Annotated in this window: 23 protein-coding genes; 9 read left to right on the forward strand and 14 right to left on the reverse strand. The window is 32.2% G+C overall.

Annotation, left to right across the window (positions count from 1 at the left end):
• Window positions 1-2: 2 nt before the first annotated feature.
• Entirely contained in the window at window positions 3-776 is a 774-nt protein-coding gene (locus tag B2989_RS13095) for a zinc-dependent peptidase (RefSeq protein ID WP_292949231.1), read from the reverse strand.
• A gap of 102 nt (window positions 777-878) precedes the next feature.
• Between B2989_RS13095 and B2989_RS13100 the strand changes: the two genes are divergently transcribed.
• The 8 genes from B2989_RS13100 (at window position 879) to B2989_RS13135 (ending at window position 8,448) form a co-directional block, all read left to right on the forward strand.
• Window positions 879-1,538 (forward strand): HAD family hydrolase, encoded by a 660-nt coding sequence (locus tag B2989_RS13100; RefSeq protein WP_292949233.1) that lies wholly within the window; start codon window positions 879-881, stop codon window positions 1,536-1,538.
• 85 nt (window positions 1,539-1,623) lie between these two features.
• Entirely contained in the window at window positions 1,624-2,988 is a 1,365-nt protein-coding gene (gene hemN, locus B2989_RS13105) for an oxygen-independent coproporphyrinogen III oxidase (protein ID WP_292949235.1), read from the forward strand.
• Between the two features lie 86 nt (window positions 2,989-3,074).
• Complete coding sequence (locus B2989_RS13110; protein ID WP_145001391.1) at window positions 3,075-3,911, forward strand: universal stress protein; 837 nt, start codon at window positions 3,075-3,077, stop codon at window positions 3,909-3,911.
• A 136-nt stretch (window positions 3,912-4,047) separates the two neighbouring features.
• Window positions 4,048-4,881 (forward strand): universal stress protein, encoded by an 834-nt coding sequence (locus B2989_RS13115; RefSeq protein ID WP_292949238.1) that lies wholly within the window; start codon window positions 4,048-4,050, stop codon window positions 4,879-4,881.
• A gap of 3 nt (window positions 4,882-4,884) precedes the next feature.
• On the forward strand, window positions 4,885-5,730 hold the full coding sequence (locus B2989_RS13120) for an ATP cone domain-containing protein (RefSeq protein ID WP_292949240.1): 846 nt from the start codon (window positions 4,885-4,887) through the stop codon (window positions 5,728-5,730).
• 4 nt (window positions 5,731-5,734) lie between these two features.
• Window positions 5,735-7,108: an MBL fold metallo-hydrolase RNA specificity domain-containing protein gene (locus B2989_RS13125; protein WP_292949242.1), complete on the forward strand. Its 1,374-nt coding sequence runs from the start codon at window positions 5,735-5,737 to the stop codon at window positions 7,106-7,108.
• A 259-nt stretch (window positions 7,109-7,367) separates the two neighbouring features.
• Window positions 7,368-7,811, forward strand: coding sequence for a hypothetical protein (locus tag B2989_RS13130; protein ID WP_292949245.1), 444 nt, complete (start codon window positions 7,368-7,370; stop codon window positions 7,809-7,811).
• A gap of 1 nt (window position 7,812) precedes the next feature.
• Complete coding sequence (locus B2989_RS13135; protein ID WP_292949247.1) at window positions 7,813-8,448, forward strand: hypothetical protein; 636 nt, start codon at window positions 7,813-7,815, stop codon at window positions 8,446-8,448.
• 25 nt (window positions 8,449-8,473) lie between these two features.
• Here B2989_RS13135 and B2989_RS13140 read toward each other — a convergent pair whose 3' ends face one another.
• From B2989_RS13140 to B2989_RS13180, 9 genes are all read right to left on the reverse strand, one after another.
• Window positions 8,474-9,298 carry a universal stress protein gene (locus B2989_RS13140; RefSeq protein ID WP_292949249.1) on the reverse strand — a complete coding sequence of 275 codons (825 nt, stop codon included), beginning with the start codon at window positions 9,296-9,298 and terminating at the stop codon, window positions 8,474-8,476.
• Window positions 9,299-9,424: 126 nt separating this feature from the next.
• Window positions 9,425-10,126, reverse strand: coding sequence for a sulfite exporter TauE/SafE family protein (locus tag B2989_RS13145; protein WP_292949251.1), 702 nt, complete (start codon window positions 10,124-10,126; stop codon window positions 9,425-9,427).
• Complete coding sequence (locus B2989_RS13150; protein ID WP_292949253.1) at window positions 10,126-10,572, reverse strand: FixH family protein; 447 nt, start codon at window positions 10,570-10,572, stop codon at window positions 10,126-10,128. Before B2989_RS13150 ends, B2989_RS13145 begins: the two co-directional genes overlap by 1 nt.
• A gap of 12 nt (window positions 10,573-10,584) precedes the next feature.
• A complete protein-coding gene (gene ccoG / locus B2989_RS13155) occupies window positions 10,585-12,009 on the reverse strand; it encodes a cytochrome c oxidase accessory protein CcoG (protein WP_292949255.1) in 1,425 nt (474 codons plus the stop codon).
• Window positions 12,010-12,019: 10 nt separating this feature from the next.
• Window positions 12,020-12,982 carry a cbb3-type cytochrome c oxidase N-terminal domain-containing protein gene (locus B2989_RS13160; RefSeq protein WP_292949257.1) on the reverse strand — a complete coding sequence of 321 codons (963 nt, stop codon included), beginning with the start codon at window positions 12,980-12,982 and terminating at the stop codon, window positions 12,020-12,022.
• Window positions 12,979-13,170: a CcoQ/FixQ family Cbb3-type cytochrome c oxidase assembly chaperone gene (locus tag B2989_RS13165; RefSeq protein ID WP_145001367.1), complete on the reverse strand. Its 192-nt coding sequence runs from the start codon at window positions 13,168-13,170 to the stop codon at window positions 12,979-12,981. The genes B2989_RS13160 and B2989_RS13165 overlap by 4 nt, the downstream gene beginning before the upstream one ends.
• A gap of 6 nt (window positions 13,171-13,176) precedes the next feature.
• Window positions 13,177-15,372 (reverse strand): cytochrome-c oxidase, cbb3-type subunit I, encoded by a 2,196-nt coding sequence (gene ccoN / locus B2989_RS13170; RefSeq protein WP_292949261.1) that lies wholly within the window; start codon window positions 15,370-15,372, stop codon window positions 13,177-13,179.
• Between the two features lie 2 nt (window positions 15,373-15,374).
• Complete coding sequence (gene ccoS, locus B2989_RS13175; protein WP_145001363.1) at window positions 15,375-15,578, reverse strand: cbb3-type cytochrome oxidase assembly protein CcoS; 204 nt, start codon at window positions 15,576-15,578, stop codon at window positions 15,375-15,377.
• A gap of 182 nt (window positions 15,579-15,760) precedes the next feature.
• Window positions 15,761-18,133 (reverse strand): heavy metal translocating P-type ATPase, encoded by a 2,373-nt coding sequence (locus B2989_RS13180; protein ID WP_292949266.1) that lies wholly within the window; start codon window positions 18,131-18,133, stop codon window positions 15,761-15,763.
• A gap of 51 nt (window positions 18,134-18,184) precedes the next feature.
• Here B2989_RS13180 and B2989_RS13185 point away from each other — a divergent pair, with 51 nt between their 5' ends.
• Window positions 18,185-18,919: a Crp/Fnr family transcriptional regulator gene (locus B2989_RS13185; protein ID WP_348661475.1), complete on the forward strand. Its 735-nt coding sequence runs from the start codon at window positions 18,185-18,187 to the stop codon at window positions 18,917-18,919.
• Between the two features lie 88 nt (window positions 18,920-19,007).
• Here the strand turns inward: B2989_RS13185 and B2989_RS13190 are convergent, their stop codons facing one another.
• The 4 genes from B2989_RS13190 to B2989_RS13205 are packed head-to-tail and all read right to left on the reverse strand — an operon-like array spanning window position 19,008 to window position 25,809.
• Entirely contained in the window at window positions 19,008-19,817 is an 810-nt protein-coding gene (locus B2989_RS13190; protein ID WP_292949269.1) for a glycoside hydrolase family 16 protein, read from the reverse strand.
• Window positions 19,814-22,114 carry a beta-glucosidase BglX gene (gene bglX / locus B2989_RS13195; protein WP_292949272.1) on the reverse strand — a complete coding sequence of 767 codons (2,301 nt, stop codon included), beginning with the start codon at window positions 22,112-22,114 and terminating at the stop codon, window positions 19,814-19,816. The genes B2989_RS13190 and bglX overlap by 4 nt, the downstream gene beginning before the upstream one ends.
• 2 nt (window positions 22,115-22,116) lie before the next feature.
• Window positions 22,117-23,748 carry a glycoside hydrolase family 16 protein gene (locus tag B2989_RS13200; RefSeq protein WP_292949275.1) on the reverse strand — a complete coding sequence of 544 codons (1,632 nt, stop codon included), beginning with the start codon at window positions 23,746-23,748 and terminating at the stop codon, window positions 22,117-22,119.
• A gap of 48 nt (window positions 23,749-23,796) precedes the next feature.
• Complete coding sequence (locus tag B2989_RS13205) at window positions 23,797-25,809, reverse strand: carbohydrate binding domain-containing protein (RefSeq protein ID WP_292949278.1); 2,013 nt, start codon at window positions 25,807-25,809, stop codon at window positions 23,797-23,799.
• Window positions 25,810-25,813 lie beyond the last annotated feature (4 nt).

The raw sequence follows: 25,813 nt of genomic DNA on the forward strand, positions 1-25,813 counted from the left end.
ATTTAACTTTGTTTTGGTTGTTGAAAACATAACGACAACATCTTATATAACTCAGGATGTTTTTGTTTGAATAACTTAGGACGTTCAAAAAAATACTCGGAAGCTACAGCAAAAAACTCGGCTTGACTTGTTCCTCCATACTTTCTAATATCAGAAGTATCGTTATTTATGTTTTCCATTTCGGTATGCATCAACTCTAACCAAGGTTGTATATATTCTTTACCTAAAAAATACTCAGGCACACCATCCGTTTCTCCATCCATTTTATCCAGTAAATGGACAAATTCATGGACAGGTGTATTATGCTTATCTGTTTTATTATTAAAGGCTAAACGAATTGCTTTTTTGGATAAAATCATTTGTTTTTCATACCTACCTGTACCTACCATTCCTAAAATTTTTCTGTTTTTATCGATATCAGAAAATTGCAAATCTTCATTAAAACTGTCTGGATACACTATAATACCTGATAGATTATTATAACTCCATTCTTTAAATCCAAAAACAGGAATAATAGCACTAGACGCAATTAGTAATTTATCAGTTTCATCAATTGTTGTATTTACACCATCAATATTTATTTCGGTTAAAAAAAGCGCTATTCGTTTTTTAAACACGTCTTGATTTGCTTTAGATAACTTTTTATAAAATAAAACCTTTTCTAATAGTATGGCGTGCCAATGTTTTGGAATTTGTTTTACTGTCCTTGGCCTCATTAGCACAAAAGCGTAAATTATAAACCCAATAAAAATTATAAAAACAATGGTGTAAATCATATTTTAAAAGTGTTGTCGCAAAATATTGTAATTATAATAGACTAAAAAATATATCTATGGTAAAAAACCACATATTAAGTATCTTCGCAAAAAACAAAACGTATGTTAAAAGCTGTGTTATTTGATATGGATGGTGTTATTGTTGACACCGAACCTTTACATAAAAAAGCCTACTTTAAAATGTTTGATCATTTTAAAATTGAAGTGTCAGAGGCGTTGTATGAGTCTACTACAGGACAATCTACAATTAATGTTTGTAAACGTATGTGTGACCTATTTAAACTAGACAATGCGCCTGAGGAGTTAGTGCAATATAAACGTGATATATTTGTAAATCTTTTTCATAGTGATCCAAGTTTACAACTTATTGATGGTGTATTGGATATAATACAAGACTATCATAGTAATGGATTAACCTTAGTTTTAGCTTCTTCGGCATCTATGCTAACTATAAATAATGTTTTTAAACGTTTTGATTTAGACCAATATTTTAAAGCTAAAATAAGTGGTGCAGATTTAAAAGCCTCAAAACCACATCCCGAAATATTTGAAAAAGCAGCACAATTAGCTGGTCATTTACAGCAACACTGTATAGTTATTGAAGACTCTACCAATGGTATTAAAGCAGCAAAAGCTGCAGGAAGCTATTGTATTGGTTATGATAGTTTTCATTCTAAAAACCAAGATTATACACAAGCAGATTTAGTTGTATCTCACTTTAAGGACATACAGTATAACAAAATATACAATATTCTAAACTAAAACTAAAGCTTTACGACCTGTATGACATATGTCATATTTTAAAAGGCACAAGCCCATTAACTTTGACTTATCAAATAGTTAAAATATGTGCTTGTCTTTAGTTAATAAATATAATGTTGCTGGACCTAGATATACTAGTTATCCTACAGTTCCTTATTGGGATTTAGATACTTTTTCATTAAAAGAATGGAAACTAAGCCTTAAAAAAGCTTTTGACGAAAGCAACAGTACTGAAGGTATTAGCTTATACATACACTTACCTTTTTGTGAGAGTCTTTGTACGTTTTGCGGTTGTAATAAACGTATCACTAAACGTCATGATGTAGAGTTACCTTATATAAATGCAGTTTTAAAAGAATGGCAATTATACTGTGATTTATTAGGCGATAAACCTGTAATTAAAGAGCTGCATCTTGGTGGTGGAACACCTACTTTTTTTGATTCTGAAAATTTAAAAATTTTAATCAATGGTATTAAATACAAAGCTAAACTAGCAGATAATTACGAGTTTAGTTTTGAAGGTCACCCTAACAATACCACAAAAACACATTTACAAACGTTATTTGATTTAGGATTTAGACGTGTCAGTTTTGGTGTGCAAGACTACAACCCTATTGTACAAAAAGCCATACACAGATTTCAACCCTTTGAAAACGTAAAAAAAGTTACAGAATTAGCCAGAACAATAGGTTACACCTCTATTGGCCATGACATTATATTTGGTTTACCTTTTCAAACGGAAGCACATGTCGAAGACACCATTACAAAAACAAAACAATTATTGCCAGATCGTATTGCTTTTTATAGTTACGCACATGTCCCTTGGATAAAAGGAAATGGACAAAGAGGCTATAAAGACAGTGATTTACCAACACCAAGTATAAAACAAAATCAATATCAATTAGGTAAAAAACTATTAGCACAAGCAGGATATCATGATATTGGAATGGATCATTTTGCACTTAAAACAGATGGTTTGTATCAAGCAAGTCAAACCGAAACTATGCATCGCAATTTTATGGGTTATACAGCCTCAAAAACTAAAGTGATGATAGGGTTAGGTGTCTCATCTATTAGTGACAGTTGGTATGCTTTTGCACAAAACGTAAAAGGTATTGAAGAATATTATCATTTAATTGAAAACAACAGTATTCCTGTTTTTAGAGGACACATGTTATCCTCGGAAGATTTAATTATTAGACAGCACATTTTAAATTTAATGTGCCACTTTAAAACCAATTGGATGGCTAATAATTTATATTTTGAAGACATACCAGAAGTCCTATTAAAGCTTAAAGAAATGCAAGACGATGGTTTATTAAACATAGAATTAAATCAAATTTTTATTACAGAAAAAGGAAAACCGTTTGTTAGAAATATATGTATGGCTTTTGATTTGCTTTTACAGCGAAACAAACCAGAAACGCAATTATTTTCCATGACCATTTAGACTGTTAATTAATTTATAAAAGCTCGATAATTACCTACACAATCGATAACTTTAAAACATAAAACACAACCTTTAAAACTATCAATATGAAAAAAATAATAGTACCAGTAGACTTCTCTGAACATTCAAAATATGCTTTAGAATCAGCAGCTATATTGGCAAAAAAATATAATGCAGAAATATTTGCATTACACATGTTAGAAATTTCTGAAACCATCTTAACCCAAGGTGAAGCTGATATCCAATCAGAAACTATTTTCTTTTTAAAATTAGCCGAAAATAGATTTACAGAATTTTTAGATCAAGACTTTTTAAAAGATGTAAAAGTAACACCTGTAGTTAAACACTTTAAAGTTTTTAGTGAAGTAAACGATGTCGCTAAAGAACATAATGCAGACTTAATAGTTATGGGTTCTCATGGTAGTAGTGGTTTAAAAGAAATTTTTGTGGGCTCAAATACTGAAAAAGTAGTACGTCATGCAGAAATACCTGTACTTGTTGTTAAAAACAAACCAACAACTTTAAGTTTTGATAATGTTGTATTTGCTTCAGATTTTTCTGATGGAACAGTCACTCCGTATTTAAATGCTTCTAAGTTATTTGAAACTTTAGGTTCAAACTTACATTTAGTATATATCAATACTCCAGGAGATAACTTTAGTAGCACCTCTGAAATGGAAAAAACGGTTGCTAACTTTTTACAAAAAGCAGATGGTAATTTAGATAAATTATCAGAAGTACAGTTTATATCTGATTACTCAGTAGAAAAAGGAGTCTTAAATTACGCAAATGTTTCTGGTGCAGACGCTATAGCTGTTGCTACACATGGTCGTACTGGATTTACACACTTTTTATCAGGAAGTATCTCTGAAGACATTGCAAATCATGCTGCATTGCCTGTAGTCACTTTCCGTATTAAATAATTTTTTTTTAGTTAGTTATATTTAAGGGTATTAAAATGAATTATCATTTTAATACCCTTTTTTTGTAAAACTAATATATATCATATCCTATAAGATTTATATCAAATATCTTTAAGTAAACCTAAAACTTAAGGATATGAAACATATCTTACTACCTACTGATTTTTCTGATAATGCATGGAGTGCTATAGTTTACGCTGTAAAATTGTATAAATACGAAGTTTGTACATTTTACTTATTACATGCTAATCCGTTAACTGCCTCTTCCCTATCCAATTTGTCAGATGTATATTTAAAAAACACCATACAGCAGTGTAAACGACAACTAGAAGAAGTTAAAGACCAAATAGAATCTAGTGATGCAAATGCTAATCACAGCTTTAAGACTGTTCTAAAATTAATTGATTTACAAGTTGCAGTAAAAGCACATATTGCAGAAAACCCAATAGACTTAATTATTATGGGTACAAAAGGTGCTTCAAGAAACAAACAACTGTTTTTTGGTAGTAATACAACGCGATTAGTTAACACCATTAAAGTATGCCCAATTTTAATTATACCTGATCAATATGATTATAAACCCATAAAACAAATCGTTTTCTCTACAGATTTAAATAGGTTTTATACCGATTTAGAAATTAAAACTATCAATGATTTTACTTACGACAACAATGCCACCTTAAGGGTTGTCAACATTCAGGTTAATGATAACTTGGCACCTTTACAACAATATAATTTATCCATATTACAAAAAGGACTTCAAGGTTTTAAAACGCATTACCATTCGGTACCCAATTATAACAAAAAAGCTGAGATCATAAATACATTTATACAAGATTTAAATATCGACTTACTTATTATGGTCAATTATAAACACAGTATAATGGAACGTTTTTTAAACGAACCTGTTATAAAAAAAATAGGCTTTAATCCCTCTATTCCTTTTTTAGTTATTCCAGATAACCAATAAAATATGACAACACAGGACCTTTACATAAAAAAATCATCCGGAGAACACGTTAAGTTTTCTATAGATAAACTTAAAAATTCTTTAATAAAATCTGGAGCAGACAAAGCATTAGCCCAAAAAATCACATCAAATGTTAGAGATGAGTTATACCAAGGGATATCTACTAAAGAAATTTACAATCGTGCTTTTGCTATGCTTAAGGCGACCAAAAGTCACTTGGCGTCTAAATACAAATTAAAAAAAGCTATTTATGAGTTAGGACCTACGGGATTTCCGTTTGAACGTTATGTAGCAGCCATTTTAGAAGCCTCAGGTTATACAACTAAAGTTGGCGAGATTATTAATGGAAAATGTGTGAAGCATGAGGTCGATATTTTGGCAACAAAAGCCAATAATACAGTACTTGTCGAGTGCAAATTTCATGGTGAAGCTGGATTAAATTGCAATGTAAAAATACCGATGTATATCTATTCTAGATTTCAGGATATTCAACTTAACTGGAATATCAAATATCACTCAAACACAACTATGACACAAGGTTGGGTAGTCACAAACACAAGATTTACAGAGGATGCAAAAACATATGGTAATTGTATTGGTTTACACTTATTAAGCTGGGATTACCCTTTAAATAATGGGTTAAAAGAGCGTATCGATCAATTAAAACTTTACCCTATTACAACATCCACATTATTAACTAAAAGAGAAAAACAGTTTTTATTAAACAGAGAGGTTGTCCTTTGCAAAGATTTATTAAATGACGCCTTTTATTTAGATCATTTAGGCGTCTCTGAAATACGGAAAAAAAGAATTTTAAACGAAATTAAGTTACTATGTAATACCAAATAAAGCTATGAATAATCACGTTAACATTACCTTTTTAGGAGGAGCAAAAACAGTAACTGGATCCAAATATTTAATTGAAGCTTTTAATACTTCAATATTAATAGATTGTGGATTGTTTCAAGGCTTAAAAGATTTACGACTTTTAAATTGGCAACCACTACCAATAGATGTGTCTTCCATACAAACTATATTATTAACTCATGGACATCTAGACCATGTTGGTTATTTACCTAGACTAATAAAACAAGGGTTTAAAGGCACTATAATAGGTACTGCTCCAACTTTGGCTATAGCCGAAATTATTTTAAAAGATAGCGCAAAAATAAACGAAGAAGAAGCCAAAAAGGCTAATGCAGAAAACTACACTAAACATAATCCAGCATTACCTTTTTATACGCAAAAAGAGGTAGAACAAATTGTGGCTAAATTTGAGGTACAAACCCAAGACAAATGGATTAGTATTAATAATCACATATCCTATAGATTTAATTATAATGGTCATATAATAGGTTCAACATTTATAGAATTAACTATTGATGGAAAACGCTTTGTATTTTCTGGAGATATAGGTAGAACAAATGATTATTTACTTAGCGACCCAAAACGTCCTGATAATGCAGACTATTTATTTATAGAAAGTACTTATGGAGATAAACTACATCCTAAAGAGGCTATTGAAGAAAAACTAACTGACATAATCAAACAAACCATAAACGATAGAGGTAATTTAATTATCCCAAGTTTTGCGGTAGAACGTTTACAGATGCTAATGTTTATTTTATTTAAATTATATCAAAAAAATAAAATTCCAAACATTCCAATATTTGTAGATAGCCCAATGGGAAACAATGTGTTAGAGGTTTTTAAAAAATTTCCAAAATGGCATAAATTGTCAGCATCAGATTATGAAGCTATGTGTAATCATATTAATATTATTACCTCTTATGCAGATACCTGGAAAACCATAGATGATCCACGCTCTAAAATAATTATAGCAGGAAGTGGTATGGTAACAGGAGGACGCGTATTAACTTATTTGCAACAATTAATAGATCATGACAACACAACCATTTTACTTGTAGGTTACCAAGCAGAAGGTACCAGAGGACGCTTATTAAAAGAAGGCACACATGAGGTTAAATTTTATGGTAAATATTACCCTGTTAAAGCAAAAGTAAAACATATTGATAGTTTGTCTGCTCATGCAGATCAATCAGGTTTATTGGATTGGCTAAGTGCTATCAAAAATACACCAAAAGCCATTTATTTAGTCCATGGAGAGGCAACTGCACAACAAGCCTTTCATGTTAAATTAAAAGATATTTATGGATGGGACAGTTATTGTCCAGCGTTAAATGAAGTGATTAAAATTACATTGTAAGCTGTTAGTTACATGATATATATCATAGTTTAAGACTAACAATAATAGTACCTTTAACTATAGAAAATAATAACTGAGTAGTAAGAGATTGCAATAATTAATACCACGACACGCTATTAATCAACAACAAAAATTATTTTTTTGTTAAACGGTTTACTAAGTCAAAGTAATACCAAAAAGTGGTACGTAAAGTTGTAATCAATAAACAGGAAGTTGACAATGTTATACTTCCTGTTTTTTTTAAAACAATAATTAAATTATGAAATCAGAAAAGAAAACCAAAATTGTAGAATGGTATAGTGCTGAAAGAATGCATAACATGTCTAAAACATGGTTATCAGAACTTAACTTTATAAAGGATGAACAAATCTTTTTAGAAGAATTACTGACCGATTATACACATAAAATAATTGAGGCAGAAATATTAGTTAGAGCCAAAATAGTAACCACTGCTTTACTTAGAACTACCAGAGGTAATCAACTACTTATTAACGACTTAACAAAGCATGAAAAAGAATTAAGTTTAATGGTGGACGGTAAGGATGAAATAGAAAAAGAAGAACAATATAAAGAAGACCATAGAACGTTAACTAAGACACTGAGTTCCTTTTTTTACGACTATAAAGCGGTTAAGTTTGAAGTTTTTGAATTGGTAAAAAGATTAATGAAAACAGAAAAAGACGAACACTTATTAAATAAATAATATGAAAAAAACATTACTTATATTATTACTTATATCTCTATATGCATGTGATAGCACGCAATTAAGAGAGCGTTGGATTAGTCCAGACGCCAGCGATTACACATTACAAAAAGTTTTTATTGTGGCATTATCAAACAATCAAACTGCTAAATCACAATTTGAAAAAAAATTACAAAAACAATTAATCGCTAGAGGGATTGATGCTTCTGTTAGCTTAGATAAGTTTGAAGCAGATTTTTTAGAATCAGAAAAAACTGACGCAGAATTAAAAGTGTTAGAAAATCAATTAATTGAGGAAGGTTTTGATGCTGTAATTTTTACTAAAGTAGCCGGAATAAAAAACAAAATTCAATACAAGAAAGACTATTCTAATTTTGATAAAAATCATAAAAAATTTAATGACGATTTTTTAATGTATCAAGATCAGGTTTTTAATCCGGATGCTTATAAAGAATATCAAGTGTATAATGCCGAAACGTCTGTGTATTGTCTATGTCCTACAAAAGACCGCACACTAATATGGAAAGGATATATTGACATTGTAGATCCAGAAAACATTGACCAAACAGTAAATGATTACTCTAAACTATTAACATTAGTCTTAGAAAACGATGGTATTATTCCTGAAATAGAATAAATACTTTTTAAACACACGCCTATTATTAGTCGTGTAATACAAATAAAGGAACACTAGCTATTTTACTATGTTTTGTTATTGGAGACCCCATAAACAAACGTTCTAAAAAGCTAGTTTTTTGTATTATAAACACTTCAAAGTCTATGGTGTTAGTTTGCAAATAAGTATCCACTACATGATGCATAGGTACACTAATAACTTGATGATAAATAAAATTATTTGTGTGCAATAGTTCGTTTAATAATTTTAAATCTTCTTGGTCTGAAGTTGCAGTTTCGGTTATTCGTAAAACATGATATTTACTTGTACTCTTGTCCACTAGGTTCACGATTTGTTGCACTCTTTTTTCGTTTAAAATATCCTTATCATCTAACGGAAGTAAAACCGTTTCTGGTTTAGAAAACTTAAAGTGTTTAGGCACAACTAATGTTGGACAAGATACATTACGTATAACATGTAAAGTATGACTTCCAAAAACAACCTCATCTGCTCCAGTCACACCATTTGTTCCCATTACGACTAAATCTATAGCATTTTGTGTGATTATTTGATTGACTGCATCTGTAAATACATCGTAATCAATATGAGTTAAAAATGCGTGTCTATCGTTTTTATATTTTAAATGAAGTGCTGTAGCTAAATCCTCTAAATCTTCTTTAGGTGACTTTACTATGGAAGCATATAAGTTGGCATTACCAGTAGTCATTAAATCTGCAGATGTAAATGCTGATGCTTTATGTATATATACTAAATGAAACTGTACGGTTTTAGATTTCAGTAATTGTAATGTATAATCTATAGCATTTTTTGAGCTTTCTGAAAAGTCTGTAAGTAATAAAACATTCTGCATTATAAAACTGATATTAAATTAATTAGCGTATTGTAATTTACAAAATAATAGTTAATATTATTTATGAAATTAAGTTTAAGTTGGCTTGGCTTAATTTCCGCGAAATCGATAAATTTAAACGTTTTATTAACGGCAATCAATTGCACTATTAACCATCTGTACCACTGGACTTGGAGAGATATATGGAATACCTAATCCTAGTCCACGCAAAATAAATAAAGCACCAATTACTATTACAAATACTGGAATTGCTTTTTGGATGCGTTGTTTGACTTGTGCGTTTAAAAATTTACCTAAATAAATTGCTGTAGTCATTAATGGGATGGTACCTAAACCAAAAAAAGCCATGTACAAACTGCCTTGCCAAGCATTACCTGCAGCTATAGCTCCAAAAACTGCCATATAAACTAAACCACATGGTAAAAAACCATTTAAAAATCCTATGGTTAAAAAGGTGTCTGCTGTTTTCTTTTTTAAGGCTTGACCCATTTGTTTTTTTACAAAGCCAACTGCTTTATAAATAGGCTTAACTATATAATTTTGTCCTAATTTTTTATATGGAAAAAGGATTACCACTATCATTAAAACTCCTATTACGATAGATAATTTTTGTTGTAATCCAAAAATATATAAGCTTTTACCAATGACACCAAATATTAAACCAATGATGCTATAAGCTAATATACGTCCAAAATGATAAGCCGTAATTTGAGTTATTTTTTTAAAAGAATTACTTCTATCTACAGGCAGCATAAAAGCAATAGGACCACACATACCTACGCAGTGAAAACTTCCTAATAAACCAAATATGAGCGCTGTAAGTAACATTAATACAAGACGTCTTGTTTATACATGTAATTTGTACCTTTGTAATTCCAATCTATTTTAATGTTCCAACGACCATCTAACATACGTTTGTCAGGTATGAGCAAATTGTGATTAGACAACAAAATTGTGGTTTCGAAGTCTAGTTGTTTGTTAGATGGTCTATATAGGAACACTTTACCTTTAATATTACTGAAGTCTAACTCTGAAGGAAAACTAATTAGCATACCTTCTGGTGTTTTTTTCCAGGTTATTTTAGAGTCAAGCTCTTTAGATTTTTTCTCTTTATTAATATCGTTTTGATACTCTAATTCTTGTTTGTAGTAATTATCATTAACCAAATCATGATCCAGATTTCTATCTGTATTCATGGCTATAACAAAATACATTATAAAGCTTATAAATAGTATAAATGCTATCACTACTCCTGTTCCCCAATTTAATTTCATTTTCTAATCTGTTTAATTGTAGCTTCTAGGTCCTAAGAAGTTAACTGTTGTAGTTTCGATTAATTTTGTATCACTATACACCTCTATGGTTAGCTTAGTTTTATCCTCTTTTAAAGCACTTTGATCAAGCTCTATAAATAAAGTTCCTTCAGCCAAACCTTGTGCTGGTACTATAAAGCTATTATCTGTAGATACTAACTTAATGGTTCCTTTATACTTTTTAAGTTTAAAGTTTACATTATCAATAGCCTGAGTTGTTTTATTTACAAGTTTATAGGTAAAAACATTACTTATTATATTATCAGCTTTATGCTCGAATAATTGACCTGGCAGCCTTAAAACACGTGCTTCTACATCGTTTCGTAACTGTAACATTGCAATTAAAACACCTGTTAATATAAATAAGACAACAACATAGGCTTTAAGTCTTAATGTAAATTTAAAAGGTTCTTTCTTTTCAATATTATTTTCACTTGCATAACGTATAAGTCCTTTAGGCAAGCCTACTTTTTCCATTATATCATCACACTCGTCTATACAAGCGGTACAGTTTACACACTCTAATTGTGTACCGTTTCTAATATCAATTCCTGTTGGACATACATGTACACATTGCATACAATCGATACAGTCTCCATGACCAAGTGCTTCTCTATCTTCGTTTTTTCTAAACTTTTTACGTCCATTCTCACCTTCTCCACGTTTATGGTCATAGGCAACAATAATAGATTGATTGTCTAATAATACACCTTGTAAACGTCCATAAGGACAAGCGATTATACAAACTTGCTCTCTAAACCAAGAAAATACAAAGTAAAATAATCCTGTAAAAATTAGCAACGGAAATAAAGTACTTAAATGCTTAAATGGTCCTTCTGTTATGTAATTTAATAATTTATCACTACCTATTAAATAAGCTAAAAAGACATTAGCTATTAAAAAGGAAATGATAACAAAAATGGTATGTTTTAAAACACGTTTTCTGATTTTTTCTGGTGTCCATTTGGTTCTCTTTAATTTCATTTGAGCACCTCTATCACCATCAATCCAGTATTCGATACGTCTAAAAACCATTTCTAAAAAAATGGTTTGTGGACAAATCCATCCACAAAATATACGACCAAATGCAACTGTAAATACAGTAATGAAGATAACACCAATAATCATTGAGATTACAAATAGGTGAAAATCTTGAGGCCAAAACGGAAAACCAAAAATATTAAAACGTCTTTCTAATACATTAAATAGTAAAAACTGGTTACCATTAATTTTAACAAATGGAGCTGCAAATAAAAAGGCTAAAAGAACATAACTTACTATTTTCCTATAATCGTAAAACTTTCCGCTTGGCTTTTTTGGAAATACCCAAGCACGTTTACCGTCTTCGTTTATAGTTGCTATTGAGTCTCTAAAACTCTCGTTATCTGGAGCTTCCATTGTATATGTATTAATTGTTCATTGAAACAGATTTCTCTACTTCTAAAACGTCTGTATCTTTTATTTCTGCTGGTATTTGCAAATCTTCTGCACCTTCTGGTTGCCAAAGATCTCCTTCTGCCTCTTTAGGATTAGCAGGCGTTGTACCTTGTAAAGACAACACATAACTTGCTACTTGTGCCATTTCTACTGGTTTTAAATCTTTTTTCCAAGACACCATACCTTTACCAGAACGTCCACCTTCAGAGATTGTCTGGAATACATTTTTTATGCTTCCACCCAAAATCCAATGCTTATCTGTTAGGTTTGGTCCAATTCCTCCTCCACCATCTGCCATGTGACAAGCGATACAGTTTTCTGTAAATATTTTTTTACCGTTTTGTAAGTCTAAAGCATCTGTTAATAGTACTACTGAATTAACATCCACTAAGTTTTTAGCAGTTTTTTTGTATGCTTCAATTTCAATTTTTGCTTGTGCATACTCATTATCTAACTCTTCATATTGTGTGTCTGATGATCCTGTAACATGAAAATTAAACAAGTAAATTACAGCAAATACCATAGATGCATACCATGAGTATAACCACCATGGTGGTAAGTTATTATCTAGCTCTTTAATACCATCGTAGTTATGGTCTAAAATAATTTCGTGCTCTTCCTCGATTGGTTTTTCATCACCTTTAAGTTTAGCATAAACAGCCTTTAACTTAGTAAATTGAGGGACTTTAGTTTGACTAGCTATATAGCGTTGTTTACCTGCTTCATCTAAACTTTGAAATAGTACGTTTTCAATAGAGCCTACAATCCCTTCTATTGCAATTAGTATTACTAATACAAGTAATAAAAATAACATGATTATTGGATACTCTAAAAAAGCTGGTTTGTCTCCTGAGTCTACAAAAAACTCTACTAATCCAAAAATAATAAAGAATACAGCTGGTACTCTGACGTATGATGGAATTAAATGTCTCATAATTCGGTTTCGTTTTGGTTATCTAAGTCTAATGGTAAATTACTTACAGTGGTGATGTAGTCTTTTTTGGCGGTAATTACCCACCAAAAAAGGACTACAAAAAAACCAAAGAATATAAGTAATGAAAATATTGGATATATCTCTACACCTGCAATACTGTCTAAATGATTTTTTACAAATTTTAACATGACGTTCTATTTTTGTACTGTTGTTTCTTCTACTGTGTCTACTTTTATATCTGTACCTAAACGTTGTAAGTAAGCTATAACAGCTACAATTTCACGATTACGCATTTCAACAAAATCTGCTCCTCCGTTTTTCTTGCTATCTTCATAAGCTTTTGCAAAATCAGGATCACTATAAAGATTTTTTTCAATTTGCGTTCCTTGTTCTAACATTTGCGCTTGTGCATTTGCAATATCTTCTTCTGAATATGGTACACCTAGTTTTACCATAACTTCCATCTTAGCCTCAATTTGAGATTTATCTAAAGTATTATCAATCAGCCACTTGTAAGCTGGCATAATAGAACCTGAAGAGGTACTTTGTGGATCATACATATGGTTAAAGTGCCAGTTGTCGTTATACTTACCACCTACTCGATGTAAATCTGGACCTGTACGCTTACTTCCCCATAAAAATGGATGGTCATATACAAACTCTCCTGCTTTACTATATTCTCCGTATCGCTCTACTTCACTTCTAAATGGTCTAACCATTTGTGAGTGACATCCAACACAACCTTCACGTATATATATATCACGACCTTCTAACTCTAATGGAGAGTATGGTTTAACACTACTAATAGTTGGTATATTAGATTTAACCATAATTGTTGGTACAATTTGCACAATACCTCCAATTAAAATAGCTATAGTTGCTCCAATAGTTAATCTTATTGGCTTACGCTCTAACCATGTGTGCCATCCTTCTCCAGATACACGTTTTTTAGATACACGTTGTAACGCAGCTGCTTCTGCTAATTCATCCTCAACAACACTACCTTTTCTAATAGTTGCAATAACGTTAAAAACTAAGATTAACATTCCTGTTAAGTATAACGTACCACCTATTGCACGCATCCAATACATTGGTATAATCTCTGACACAGTTTCTAAAAAGTTACCATATTTTAAGTTTCCATCAGGATTAAACTGCTTCCACATACTAGCTTGTGTAAAACCTGCTACATACATTGGTAAGGCATACATAATAATACCTAAAGTTCCTATCCAAAAATGTAGATTTGCTAATGCTAATGAGTATAATTTTGTTTTAAATAATTTTGGTACTAAATAGTAAATCATACCAAATGTTAAAAACCCATTCCACGCTAATGCTCCAACGTGTACGTGTGCAATAATCCAATCTGTAAAGTGTGCAATTGCATTTACGTTTTTAAGGGATAACATTGGACCTTCAAATGTTGCCATACCATAACCAGTAATTGCAACTACCATAAATTTAAGTACTGGATCAACACGTACTTTATCCCAAGCACCACGAAGGGTTAATAATCCATTTATCATTCCTCCCCAAGAAGGCATTAATAACATTACAGAAAATGCAACTCCTAAATTTTGAGCCCATTCTGGTAAAGCTGTGTATAATAAATGGTGTGGTCCAGCCCAAATATAAATAAAGATTAACGACCAAAAGTGTACAATAGATAGTCTGTATGAATACACAGGTCTATTAGCAGCTTTAGGTACAAAGTAATACATCAAACCTAAAAACGGTGTTGTTAAGAAAAAGGCAACCGCATTATGTCCATACCACCATTGTACTAAGGCATCTTGTACACCTGCGTAAACCGAGTAACTTTTCATACCTGTTAAACTAACAGGTAACTCTAAACTATTAAAAATATGTAATACTGCAACAGTAACAAACGTAGCGATGTAAAACCAGATAGCAACATATAAGTGACGTTGACGACGCTTTAACATTGTACCAATAAGGTTAGCACCAAAAGCAACCCAAATTAAGGCAATAGCAATATCAAAAGGCCATTCTAACTCGGCATACTCTTTAGATGTCGAATAACCTAAAGGTAACGTAATGGCAGCTCCAACAATTATTAATTGCCATCCCCAAAAATTAATATTACTTAACAAGTCGCTAAACATTCTAGCTTTAAGTAAACGTTGTGTCGAGTAATACACTCCTGCAAATATAGCGTTACCCACAAACGCGAAAATCACCGCATTGGTGTGTAATGGTCTTAAACGACCAAAGCTAAGCCATGAAATCCCATCTGTCATATTTGGGAATAAAAACATAAACGCTAAAAGGAGTCCTACAAGCATACCAACAACTCCCCAGAGTATAGTAGCGTAAAGAAACTTTTTAACAATCTTGTTATCGTAATAAAATTGCTGCATTTCCATAATTAATTGTGATTAGTCTTATTTTTGATTTTAGTTTTTTTTATTGTTTTGACTGGCGTTTTAACCAATTCGTCTTCAAAAAGCATTCTTACAGATGGTGTGTAACCATCATCAAATTGTCCATTTTTAACAGCCATTATAAACGCTGTAAAAAACACAATCGCGATAATTATGCTTACTGTTAGTAAAATATATATAACACTCATACCTATTAGAAGTTATGCTACAAAAGTAATTTAGTAGGCTTGTTTAAAAGATGACATTTATCATGTTTAACCAAGTTTTGAAGCTAAATTTAAATTTTTTTTAAGATTTTCTTAAGATTTTTTTTCGCTTTCGCGAAAAACTTGCAACACGTAATTAAATTTAGCCAAAATTGAAATAAACTCTACTTTATTTTACGTCCAACCCAATTGGTTGCAAGTGTTGTAAATATGACTATACTAATCGAGCTTAAAGGCATTAAAATAGCTGCAATTACAGGAGCTAGCTGTCCTGTTACTGCAAAATACAAACCAATAACATTGTAGAATAATGATAATAAAAAACTCCATTTTATAATCTTTATAGCACTTTTAGAAGCCTTTATATATTGATACAATTGGTTAAACTTTGTAGCATCCAATATAGCATCACAAGCAGGGGAAAACACATTAACGTTTTCTGAAATTGCTATTCCAACATTACTTTGTGCCAAAGCACCAGCATCGTTTAAACCGTCTCCAACCATCAATACTTTTGCACCTTCTGATTGATGGTATTTAATATACTCTAACTTATCATCTGGCTTCTGATTGAATAGCATTTTTGTTTTAGCAGGCAGAAGCTTTTTAAGGTTTTCTAATTCACCTTCATTATCTCCAGACAAAATCACTAAGTCAAAGTGCTTTTTAAGTTTGTTAAACAACTTAGACAAGCCTTTACGGTAACTATTATAAAATGTATATTTTCCTTTGTAACCTTTATTTGTACTAATATGTACTGCAGTATTTAAAACTGTACTATCGTTGTTAAAACCTACAAATTTAGCCGAACCAATTTTTATATTTTGGGTCGCATGAGACGCCTCAATACCTTGCCCTAAATGTTCTTCAAAATAATCTAAGGTTACAATATCATTATCTTTTAAAATATCATACAACCCTCTACTTAAAGGATGGTTTGAGCCTCTTAATGTGTTTTTTAATAATACTTCCTCATCTAAACTTAATGGCACACCTTCATATTTTGCATCACTTTTTTTATTAGACGTAATGGTTCCTGTTTTATCAAAAATAACAGTATCGATATGTGCTAATTGTTCTAAAACAGAAGCGTTTTTAAGGTAAAATTTCTTTTTTCCAAAAATGCGTAACAAATTACCAAAAGTAAAAGGAGCTGCTAAAGCAATTGCGCATGGACAAGCTATAATTAATACTGCTGTAAAGACATTTAAAGCTTTACTGCTATCCGCAAACATCCAATATGCTGTAGCTATAAAGGCAATACTTAAAACAGCAATTGTAAAACGTTTACTAATCGCATTGGTTAGGGTTGTAAAACCATCCTCTTTATTTTTACTAAAAACATCGTTACTCCATAATTGTGTCAGGTAACTTTGTTCTACAGATTTTATGGCCTCCATTTCTATGACACCAGAGGTTTGTTTACCACCAGCAAATAACTTGTCGCCAGAAATTTTCTTAACCGTTTCAGACTCACCTGTTACAAAGCTGTAATCTATTCTTGCGTTCCCATTAATTAATATACCATCGACAGGAATTAACTCGTGATTTCTAATTAATAATCGATCGCCTTTTTTTATGTCATATACCTGAACTGGCACTTCTTCATTATTAAAAATTTTAGTAACCGCTATTGGAAAATACGACTTGTAATCGCGCTCAAAAGACAAAAACGAATAGGTTTTTTGCTGAAAAAACTTTCCTAATAATAAAAAGAAAACTAATCCTGTTAAACTATCAAAAAAACCAGAACCTATGTCAAAAATGATTTCGGCAGTACTTCTTAAAAACAAAACAACAACACCTAATGCAATAGGAATATCTATATTTAATATTCTTGTTTTGATGGCTTTAAAAGCCGAAATAAAATAATCTTGAGCTGCATAAAACACAACTGGTAATGAAAAAGCAAACATAATCCATCTAAAGACATGCTTGTATTGCTCCAACCAAAACTCGTTTACCTCAAAATATTCAGGAAATGATAGAAACATCACATTTCCAAAAGCAAAACCTGCAACACCTAATTTATAAATTAAACTACGATTGACGTTTTCTTGTCCTGTTTTATAATCGTCCAAACTAATGTAAGGCTCATATCCAACTGAGCTTAATAGAAGGACCAATTGTTTTAGTGAAAATGCTGTGGTATTATATGAAACGCGTACTGTTTTTTTACCAAAATTGACTTGTGATAAAGAAATTGCTGGATTAAGTTTATTAAGATTTTCTAAAATCCATATACACGAACTGCAATGAATATGCGGAATATAAAGTGTAACTATTTGAGTTTTACCATCGTCAAACGCTACTAACTTTTCTATAATTTTATCTTGCGATAAAAAATCGTACTTCCCCTCTATCTCCTTTGGTATTGCTCCTGGAGACGATTGCAAGTCGTAGTAACACGTTAAGTCGCTTTCGGACAGTATTTCATAAACTGTTTTACAACCTTGACAACAAAAGGGTTTATCCTCTATTAGTATTGTTGTATCTGTACAATTATCGCCACAATGATAACATACTTTTGATTCCATAATTTGCTCTTTTACCTGTAACAAAGGTTACACTTTGACATCAATTATTATATGATATTTGTCATATCAGGTATTGTATACTTTTGGTATACTGCAACAAAATTAGGTATGAGTAAATGTGAACAATGTATTGTCAGGCAATTTAATAGTTTAAACACACTAACTAGAGATGAATTGGTGCGAGTATCTGCTTGCAAAACTGGACGAGTAGTAAAAAAAGGTGACATAATTTTTAGAGAAGGCGAAGCTTTAAATGGTATTTATTGCATTAGGGAAGGCGTTTGTAAGCTCACTAAATTAAGTGAAAATGGTAAAGATCAAGTCGTAAAGCTATCTGTAAAAGGTGGTATGATGGGACAACGCTCCTTGGTTAGTAATGAAAGTTCTAACTTAACTGCTGTTGCCTTAAATGATATGCAAATTTGTTTTATACCCAAACAAGAAATATTAGAGGATTTACAGAAAAATGTAAACTTTTCTATGGATCTTTTAAAACGAATGGCTCAGGATTTAAGAGATGCAGATGATAGTCTTGTGGATATGGCTCAAAAAACAGTAAAGCAACGTTTAGCAGAAACTTTATTGTACGTAAAAAACAAATTTGATAATGATGCAGATGGTTATTTAGCCTTAACGCTATCTAGAGATGATTATGCTAGTATTGTTGGTACAGCAACAGAGAGTGCTATTAGGATTTTGTCTCAATTTAAAAAGGAAGGTTTAATTAGTACTAAAGGAAAACAAATCAAAATTGAAGATGAGCAGGCTTTAAAACGTGTGGAGTAAAATAAAAATCAAATTATAAAAAAAAGGATGTCAATAACGACGTCCTTTTTTTATTTAAGGTAATTTAAACTATCAATCCACTATTATTTTAATTTAAACCTGAAACCTTTACATAATCAATAATAAACTCTTGTGGAAAAATGGAATCATCCACTTCTGGACCTCCAAAGTTACCTCCAATTGCAAGGTTTATTATTAAGTAAAAAGGTTTATCAAAAGGCCAGGTTTTTTCATTTTTAATTTCTGGCGAAAAGGTGTACACTAAATTATCATCTATATAAAATGAAATAGAGTCTTTAGTCCATTGTGTTTTATAATTATGAAATCCTTCCTCAATATCTTTTATTGTTGTAATTTTTGTATTAAAAGACTTACCATAACTATCAGGCGTATGTAAAGTCGTATGAATTTGATGTGGAGCCTTACCTACATATTCTAAAATATCAATTTCACCGCAAGCTGGCCAAGTATTAGTATCAATATCATTACCTAACATCCAAAATGCAGGCCATAATCCTGATCCTTTTGGCAGTTTAGCGCTAACCTCTACTGTACCATATTGAAATTCAATTTTGTCTTTAGTTGTTATTTTACCAGAATAATACCCAACCGAATCCTTGGTTGCTTTGATTACTAGTTTTCCGTCCTTTACTGTAATATTTTCTTTAGTGTAAATTTGTCTTTCGTTGTTTCCCCAACCACATAAGTTTGGACAACCATCTCCTAAATCGTAATTCCAACTAGCATCGTTTAATAGCGTCCCATCAAATTGATCAATAAAGCTAAACACTTGATTGTTGTTGTCTAACTTTGTGCCAAGCTTAGCTACTACCTTGTTTTCTTCTTTACAAGCCAAACAAAGCAATGCGACTACTACTAATTTAAATACTTTTATCATAATTTAAATGTGTCTGTTAAAACAGTTTTAGAGCTTCCTCCAATATGGACTTCAAAATCTCCAGTTTCGACGTTAAACTCACCTTGATTATTGTAAAAACCAAGCTCTGCTTTAGTCAAAATTAATTGAATAGTTTTGGTTTCATTTGGATTTAATTCAACTAATTCAAACCCTTTTAATTCTTTAATTGGTCTTGTTACGCTAGCAAATAAATCCTTTAAATATAGCTGTACGACCTCTTTACCCTTAAATTTACCTGTATTAGTTAAGTCTACAGAAACTTTTATGGTTTCATCATCAGAAAAGGTATTACTAATTTTTAAATTACTATACTTAAACGTGGTATAACTTAAACCATGTCCAAAAACATATAATGGATCATTTGTTTCGTCTTGATAATGTGACCAAAACACCACGTCCTTACCTGGTAAAGTAGGCCTACCTGTACTTTTGTAATTGTAATAAATTGGCACTTGACCAACGTGTCTAGGAAAAGTCATTGGTAATTTACCACTTGGATTATAATCGCCATACAATACTTGAGCAATAGCGTTACCACTTTGTGTACCTAATTGCCATGCCTCTACAATTGCAGGAATATTATTATCTGCCCAAGTAACAGTTAAAGGTCTTCCATTGTTTAAAACTAAAACTATGTTTTTGTTAACTTTATAAACCGCTTCAAGTAACTGTTGTTGGACACCTGGTAAGCCTAAGTCTGTACGACTTCTACCTTCACCACTTTGATAACCATGTTCTCCTAAAACCATAATAACTACATCTGCTTGCTTTGCGTTTTTAATAGCTGCATCAAACTCACTTTTATCAGTGGTGTTTATGTTTACTTCAATCGCAAATTCGGTTTTACCTAAAGCGACATCTGCTCCTTTGGAATAGGTAATTGTGTTTCCTGAATATTGATTTAATCCCTCTAAAACAGAAACAGCTGTGCTATCCTTAGCAGCTATACGCCAACTTCCTAATGGACTTGTTTTATCTGTAGCCAAAGCACCAATAACTGCTATTTTTTGACCTTCTTTTTTTAATGGTAAAAGGTTGTTTTCATTTTTAAGTAGTACAATGGACTTTTTAGCCATATCTAAAACTGCATCCTGAATTTCCTGGCTTCCAATGACTTGTTTTTCTCTAGTTTCATCCAAATATTTATAAGGATCATCAAATAGACCCAACTCAAATTTCACGCGTAAAATTCGGCTTACAGCATCATCAATAAGCTTGATATCTACTTTACCTTCGTTTACTAAACCTGCAAGTTCTTCTACATACAAATAAGATTCCATATCCATATCAGAACCTGCATTAACTGCTAATTGGGCAGCTTGTTTACCATCTTTAGCATAACCATGAGCAATCATTTCTGTAATTGATCCCCAATCTGAAACCATAAAACCATCAAAACCCCATTTTCCTTTTAATATATCGCGTTGTAAATATTTGTCTCCAGTTGCAGGAATACCGTTAAGCTCGTTAAACGAATTCATAAACGTTCTCACACCTGCATCTTTAGCAGCTTTAAAAGGTGGTAAAATAATATTGTTTAACGTGGAAGTCCCTATGTCTGCTGTATTGTAATCACGTCCAGCCTCTGCAAACCCATAAGCTGCAAAGTGTTTAGCACATGCTGCAATTGAAAAATGAGAAGATAGGTCGTCACTTTGAAACCCTTTTACCCTAGCAATTGCAATTTTAGACCCTAAATAAGTATCCTCTCCTGCACCTTCCATAACGCGTCCCCAACGTGCATCTCTAGATATGTCCACCATTGGTGCAAATGTCCAGTTTATACCTGCAGCAGACGCTTCCTTAGCTGCAACTTCTGAAGATTTTTTAATCGCTTCTAAATCCCAACTTGCTGATTCTGCTAATGGAATAGGACTTAATGTTTCATAGCCATGAATTACATCAAAACCAATGATTAAAGGAATCCCTAAACGCGTTTCTTCTACTGCAATTTTTTGCACAGCTCTTACGTCCTTGACACCTCTAACGTTAAGCATGGAACCAACATATCCTTTTCTTAAATGTTCGTATTTTTTAGCTTGGTCTCCATTTTCAGGAACAGGACCTGTTACATCCCAAAATCCATTATACTGGTTCATTTGACCTATTTTTTCTTCTAAAGTCATTTTGGCAAGCAAATCTGATACTTTAGTTTCGATATCCGAATTTTTAGAGGTCGTATTGCTTTTTAAAGCTAAGTTTTTCTCATTATCATTTTTACATGATGTAATGAGAAAACTAGCTAAGACTAATACATAATACTTTATTTTTTTCATATTTATTGATAAACTCTAACATATTCAATTTCCATAGACGATTGTGTAAATGCTGGATCTATGTCTCCACCAAAGGTTCCTCCCATTGCTACATTTAGAATTAGGAAAAATTCACTATTAAAAGGTGAAGCACTAGTATTTGTATAGGTATGATATACTGTATCATCTACCAATATTTTTATTACATCTGGAGTCCACTCTACTGTATAATTGTGAAATTGATCAGCAACAGCATCTACAACCGTTGTACTACCATCTGCACTACCTGCAAAAGCTTCTGGATAATGTAATGTACCATGTATGGTATTTTGTGCATTACCTTTATGTTCCATAATATCAATTTCGCCACAAGCTGGCCAAGCATTAGTTTGATAATTAGCACCTAACATCCAAATTGCAGGCCAAGTTCCTCCACCTGTTGGAAGCTTTGCTCTAACCTCTACACGACCATAAGTAAAATCATAAAGACCTTCTGATTTTAATCTTGCAGAAGTATAGCCACTTCCTGTTGAGATTGCTGTAATTTTTAACATACCATCTGCTACTTCTGCGTTTTCTAAATTGTTGGTATAGCTTTGCGCCTCTTGATTACCCCAACCATCAGTACCATTACCTAAATCGTAAGTCCAATTTGCTGGGTTTGGTGCTCCATTGGTGTCAAACTCGTCTGACCAAACTAAATCTGTATAAATAGTTTCGAATCCTGTGGTAGCTCCTTCCTCTTCAGAAGTTATTATAAACCACCAATCAAACTCGCTGTTACCATCTGTTGTTCTAATAGTAAACTCGTTAGGTATATCACGACTAAAGATTTCATATTTATGATTACCACCTGTATAGTATCCAATAAAACCTAAGCCTGTAATGTTTATTGTTTCTGCTCCTCCAGGTGCTGTAATTACCCAGTTTTCTGAATAATCTTGATATGGATAGTTTTCTATATCTGCTCCAACAGGTGTCTCGCTGTGTGGACCTAATTCTGTAATTAAAGGTTCTCTTCCAAAAACAGTACCTGTTACATCCACTGAAGGATCGTCATTAGTGCTATTTACGATGTGTGTAAATGTACCATCTGCATTAAAAACATAACGATCATCATACATTCCTGTAGTTGCTTTCTCTCCAGGACCAGCTGCATACCACTCTGCAGCAACCTCACCTCCAACTGGTCCAAGACCAAAATGTGCTTGCTTTTCTGACTTAATTCGCCACGTTTTAGAACCATCACCAACCAATGCATTTAATAAATCTGCTGGAGGAGCGTAAGTTGCTAAAACATCAATATCTATAGTAGCTGTTGAAGAAACACCACCTGTACCATAAGCTACCACTACTACTGTGTACGTATTAACTCCTAAATTTGAATAGGTATACGATGTTACTCCTGAAGGCGCATTTTGCTCTGCATTACCAAAACTGAATTTATAACTTAATGCATTATCTGCTGTTGCTGTAAAGTTAACCACACCACTACCATTTCCATTTGGATTAGTTGCATCTTGACCTACTATTTCTGGTACAATAACAATATTAGATGGTGCGACAATGTTTCCGAAAGTCTGATCTTCTTCTTGGCAACCTATAAACAAGGCTGTTACAAGAATGAATGCTATTATTTTAAATTTATTTTTCATTTTCTATTTTTTAATATTAACTGCTATAAATAAAGCATAGATAATTAATTAGTTGCTTGATAAAGAAACATCGTCAATATTAACCATACCTATTTGTGCTCCTAAATCAAAAAGAACACGAGCATCTGGTGCTCCAAAATCCGTAGCTACCAAAGTCAATGTATAAGTTGTTTTTGTTGTAGTAATATCAACGGTTTGTGTAGCATTAGACCAAGGGTCAGCACTTAAACCAATACCAGCAATAATTGCTCTATCTACATCTGACCAAGCATCAAAAGTTAATGTGTAAGTATTACCCTGAATAATTTCTAGCTTTTGACTAAGATTTACGTCATAAGAATTTCCTGCTGTTGCAACATCTACTGAATAATATGTATTACCTGCTACTGTAACCACTGGTATTACAGACGCATCATCAACACCTATTATCCAAGAATCACTTCCATTTTCAAAATCACCATTAACGACAGTGTTACCTGTGCCTATAATTAATGATACATTATCAATATTAACCATACCTACTTCTGCACCTAAATCAAAAATTACACGAGCATCAATAGCTCCAAAATCTGCTGCACTAAGTGTTAAAGAATATGTCGTGCTAGTCGTTGTAATGTCTACTGATTGAGAATCATTAGACCAAGGGTCTGCACTTAAACCAATTCCTGCAACAATAGCTCTATTTACATCTGACCATGCATTAAAAGTAAGTGTGTAAGTATTACCTTGAATAATCTCTACTTTTTGACTTAAATTGACATCGTATGAGTTTCCTGCAGAAGTAACATCTACAGAGTAGTAAGTATTACCACTATTAGTTACCACAGGAGCAAGAGCTGCATCATCTACACCAATTATCCAAGCCTCGCTTCCATTTTCAAAATCACCATTAATTAACAATCCATCGTCAAATGTTCCAGTAGAAGCACTTTGCTTATAAAAGTAAAAGTTGTCTATATAAACTATATCTGCAACAACATCTGCATCAATTAAGATTTGTGTGATTTTTTGAGTGTTGGCTAAATTTCCGCCATCAAAACCTGTCATGTCAATATCAATACTTTGCCAAGAACCACCAACGGTTGCTCCTAAAGATTCGACATCCTCACCACCATCAATAGTATTAACAATTTTAACTAATAATTCGTTTTCTGTTCCTGAAGGTACCCAATAATCGATATGTAACATTTCCATAGCTGAAACATCTACTCCGTTATCATAGTTACTTACCATACCAATAAAGTCTAAATTGGTTAATCTCCAAGCATTATCACTATCTACAGTAGTAGCCTCAAATCCAGAAGCAGACCAATCCGTAGGTAATTCGTTTAAAGTAATATTAGCATACGCATCACTAAAAATAGAAACTACATCACTAGCGTCTCTGTTAGGAGGCGTTGGAGCTGGCGTTAAAGGAGCTAATATTTCTGTTACTTCAAATTCTTCTGTGTACGAAATAGTATCTACAGACCCACTATTAGCTGTTACTGTAATTGTGTAAGTCCCAGCTGCATCATATACAAATGATGTTAGGTCACCAATATTAGATGTTAAAACCGTTGCTGCTGCATCTCCAAATTCTACCTGATAAGACACTGCAAAATCTGCTGTAGCAGTTACGTTTACTTGTCTAGACACTGTTGGGTCATTCTCTATGGTAACTACTAAGTTTTCTGGTGCTTGAAATGACACTACGATAGTTTGTGCAACAGTAGTTGTTTTACCATTTATACCTGAAGCAGCAATTACGATGTCGTAAGTTCCTTCTAAATACGTATTTTGAGTACTTTGACCAGGATTTAAAAGTCCTGAATCTGTACCTGAGTCATCACCATAATTAACTCTAAAATTAGCCACATTTTCTCCTGTTGGAGTAATGGTAACTAAACCAGAATTATCTTGAGCAATACTAATTACTGCTGCAACATTAGTTGGTGCTGGTAATGCACTAACATCTGGTAAATCATCATCTTGAGAGCAACCAATTACAGAAGCTACTACTATGAATAAACTAAGGATGTACTTAAAATTTTTCATGCTATGTTGTGTTTTAATTTTCATATTT

Origin of the sequence: Olleya sp. UBA1516, assembly GCF_002323495.1 — a bacterium.
In the GTDB taxonomy this organism is placed as follows: Bacteria; Bacteroidota; Bacteroidia; order Flavobacteriales; family Flavobacteriaceae; genus Olleya.

Coding starts and splice junctions, on each gene's coding strand:
- B2989_RS13095 (WP_292949231.1), bottom strand. CDS start 776: ATGATTTACACCATTGTTTTTATAATTTTTATTGGGTTTATAATTTAC.
- B2989_RS13125 (WP_292949242.1), top strand. CDS start 5,735: ATGAATAATCACGTTAACATTACCTTTTTAGGAGGAGCAAAAACAGTA.
- B2989_RS13185 (WP_348661475.1), top strand. CDS start 18,185: ATGATATTTGTCATATCAGGTATTGTATACTTTTGGTATACTGCAACA.
- B2989_RS13100 (WP_292949233.1), top strand. CDS start 879: ATGTTAAAAGCTGTGTTATTTGATATGGATGGTGTTATTGTTGACACC.
- B2989_RS13140 (WP_292949249.1), bottom strand. CDS start 9,298: ATGCAGAATGTTTTATTACTTACAGACTTTTCAGAAAGCTCAAAAAAT.
- B2989_RS13120 (WP_292949240.1), top strand. CDS start 4,885: ATGACAACACAGGACCTTTACATAAAAAAATCATCCGGAGAACACGTT.
- ccoS (WP_145001363.1), bottom strand. CDS start 15,578: ATGAGTGTTATATATATTTTACTAACAGTAAGCATAATTATCGCGATT.
- bglX (WP_292949272.1), bottom strand. CDS start 22,114: ATGAAAAAAATAAAGTATTATGTATTAGTCTTAGCTAGTTTTCTCATT.
- ccoN (WP_292949261.1), bottom strand. CDS start 15,372: ATGGAAATGCAGCAATTTTATTACGATAACAAGATTGTTAAAAAGTTT.
- B2989_RS13110 (WP_145001391.1), top strand. CDS start 3,075: ATGAAAAAAATAATAGTACCAGTAGACTTCTCTGAACATTCAAAATAT.
- hemN (WP_292949235.1), top strand. CDS start 1,624: ATGTGCTTGTCTTTAGTTAATAAATATAATGTTGCTGGACCTAGATAT.
- B2989_RS13205 (WP_292949278.1), bottom strand. CDS start 25,809: ATGAAAATTAAAACACAACATAGCATGAAAAATTTTAAGTACATCCTT.
- B2989_RS13200 (WP_292949275.1), bottom strand. CDS start 23,748: ATGAAAAATAAATTTAAAATAATAGCATTCATTCTTGTAACAGCCTTG.
- ccoG (WP_292949255.1), bottom strand. CDS start 12,009: ATGGAAGCTCCAGATAACGAGAGTTTTAGAGACTCAATAGCAACTATA.
- B2989_RS13165 (WP_145001367.1), bottom strand. CDS start 13,170: ATGTTAAAATTTGTAAAAAATCATTTAGACAGTATTGCAGGTGTAGAG.
- B2989_RS13130 (WP_292949245.1), top strand. CDS start 7,368: ATGAAATCAGAAAAGAAAACCAAAATTGTAGAATGGTATAGTGCTGAA.
- B2989_RS13150 (WP_292949253.1), bottom strand. CDS start 10,572: ATGAAATTAAATTGGGGAACAGGAGTAGTGATAGCATTTATACTATTT.
- B2989_RS13190 (WP_292949269.1), bottom strand. CDS start 19,817: ATGATAAAAGTATTTAAATTAGTAGTAGTCGCATTGCTTTGTTTGGCT.
- B2989_RS13135 (WP_292949247.1), top strand. CDS start 7,813: ATGAAAAAAACATTACTTATATTATTACTTATATCTCTATATGCATGT.
- B2989_RS13145 (WP_292949251.1), bottom strand. CDS start 10,126: ATGTTACTTACAGCGCTCATATTTGGTTTATTAGGAAGTTTTCACTGC.
- B2989_RS13180 (WP_292949266.1), bottom strand. CDS start 18,133: ATGGAATCAAAAGTATGTTATCATTGTGGCGATAATTGTACAGATACA.
- B2989_RS13160 (WP_292949257.1), bottom strand. CDS start 12,982: ATGAGACATTTAATTCCATCATACGTCAGAGTACCAGCTGTATTCTTT.
- B2989_RS13115 (WP_292949238.1), top strand. CDS start 4,048: ATGAAACATATCTTACTACCTACTGATTTTTCTGATAATGCATGGAGT.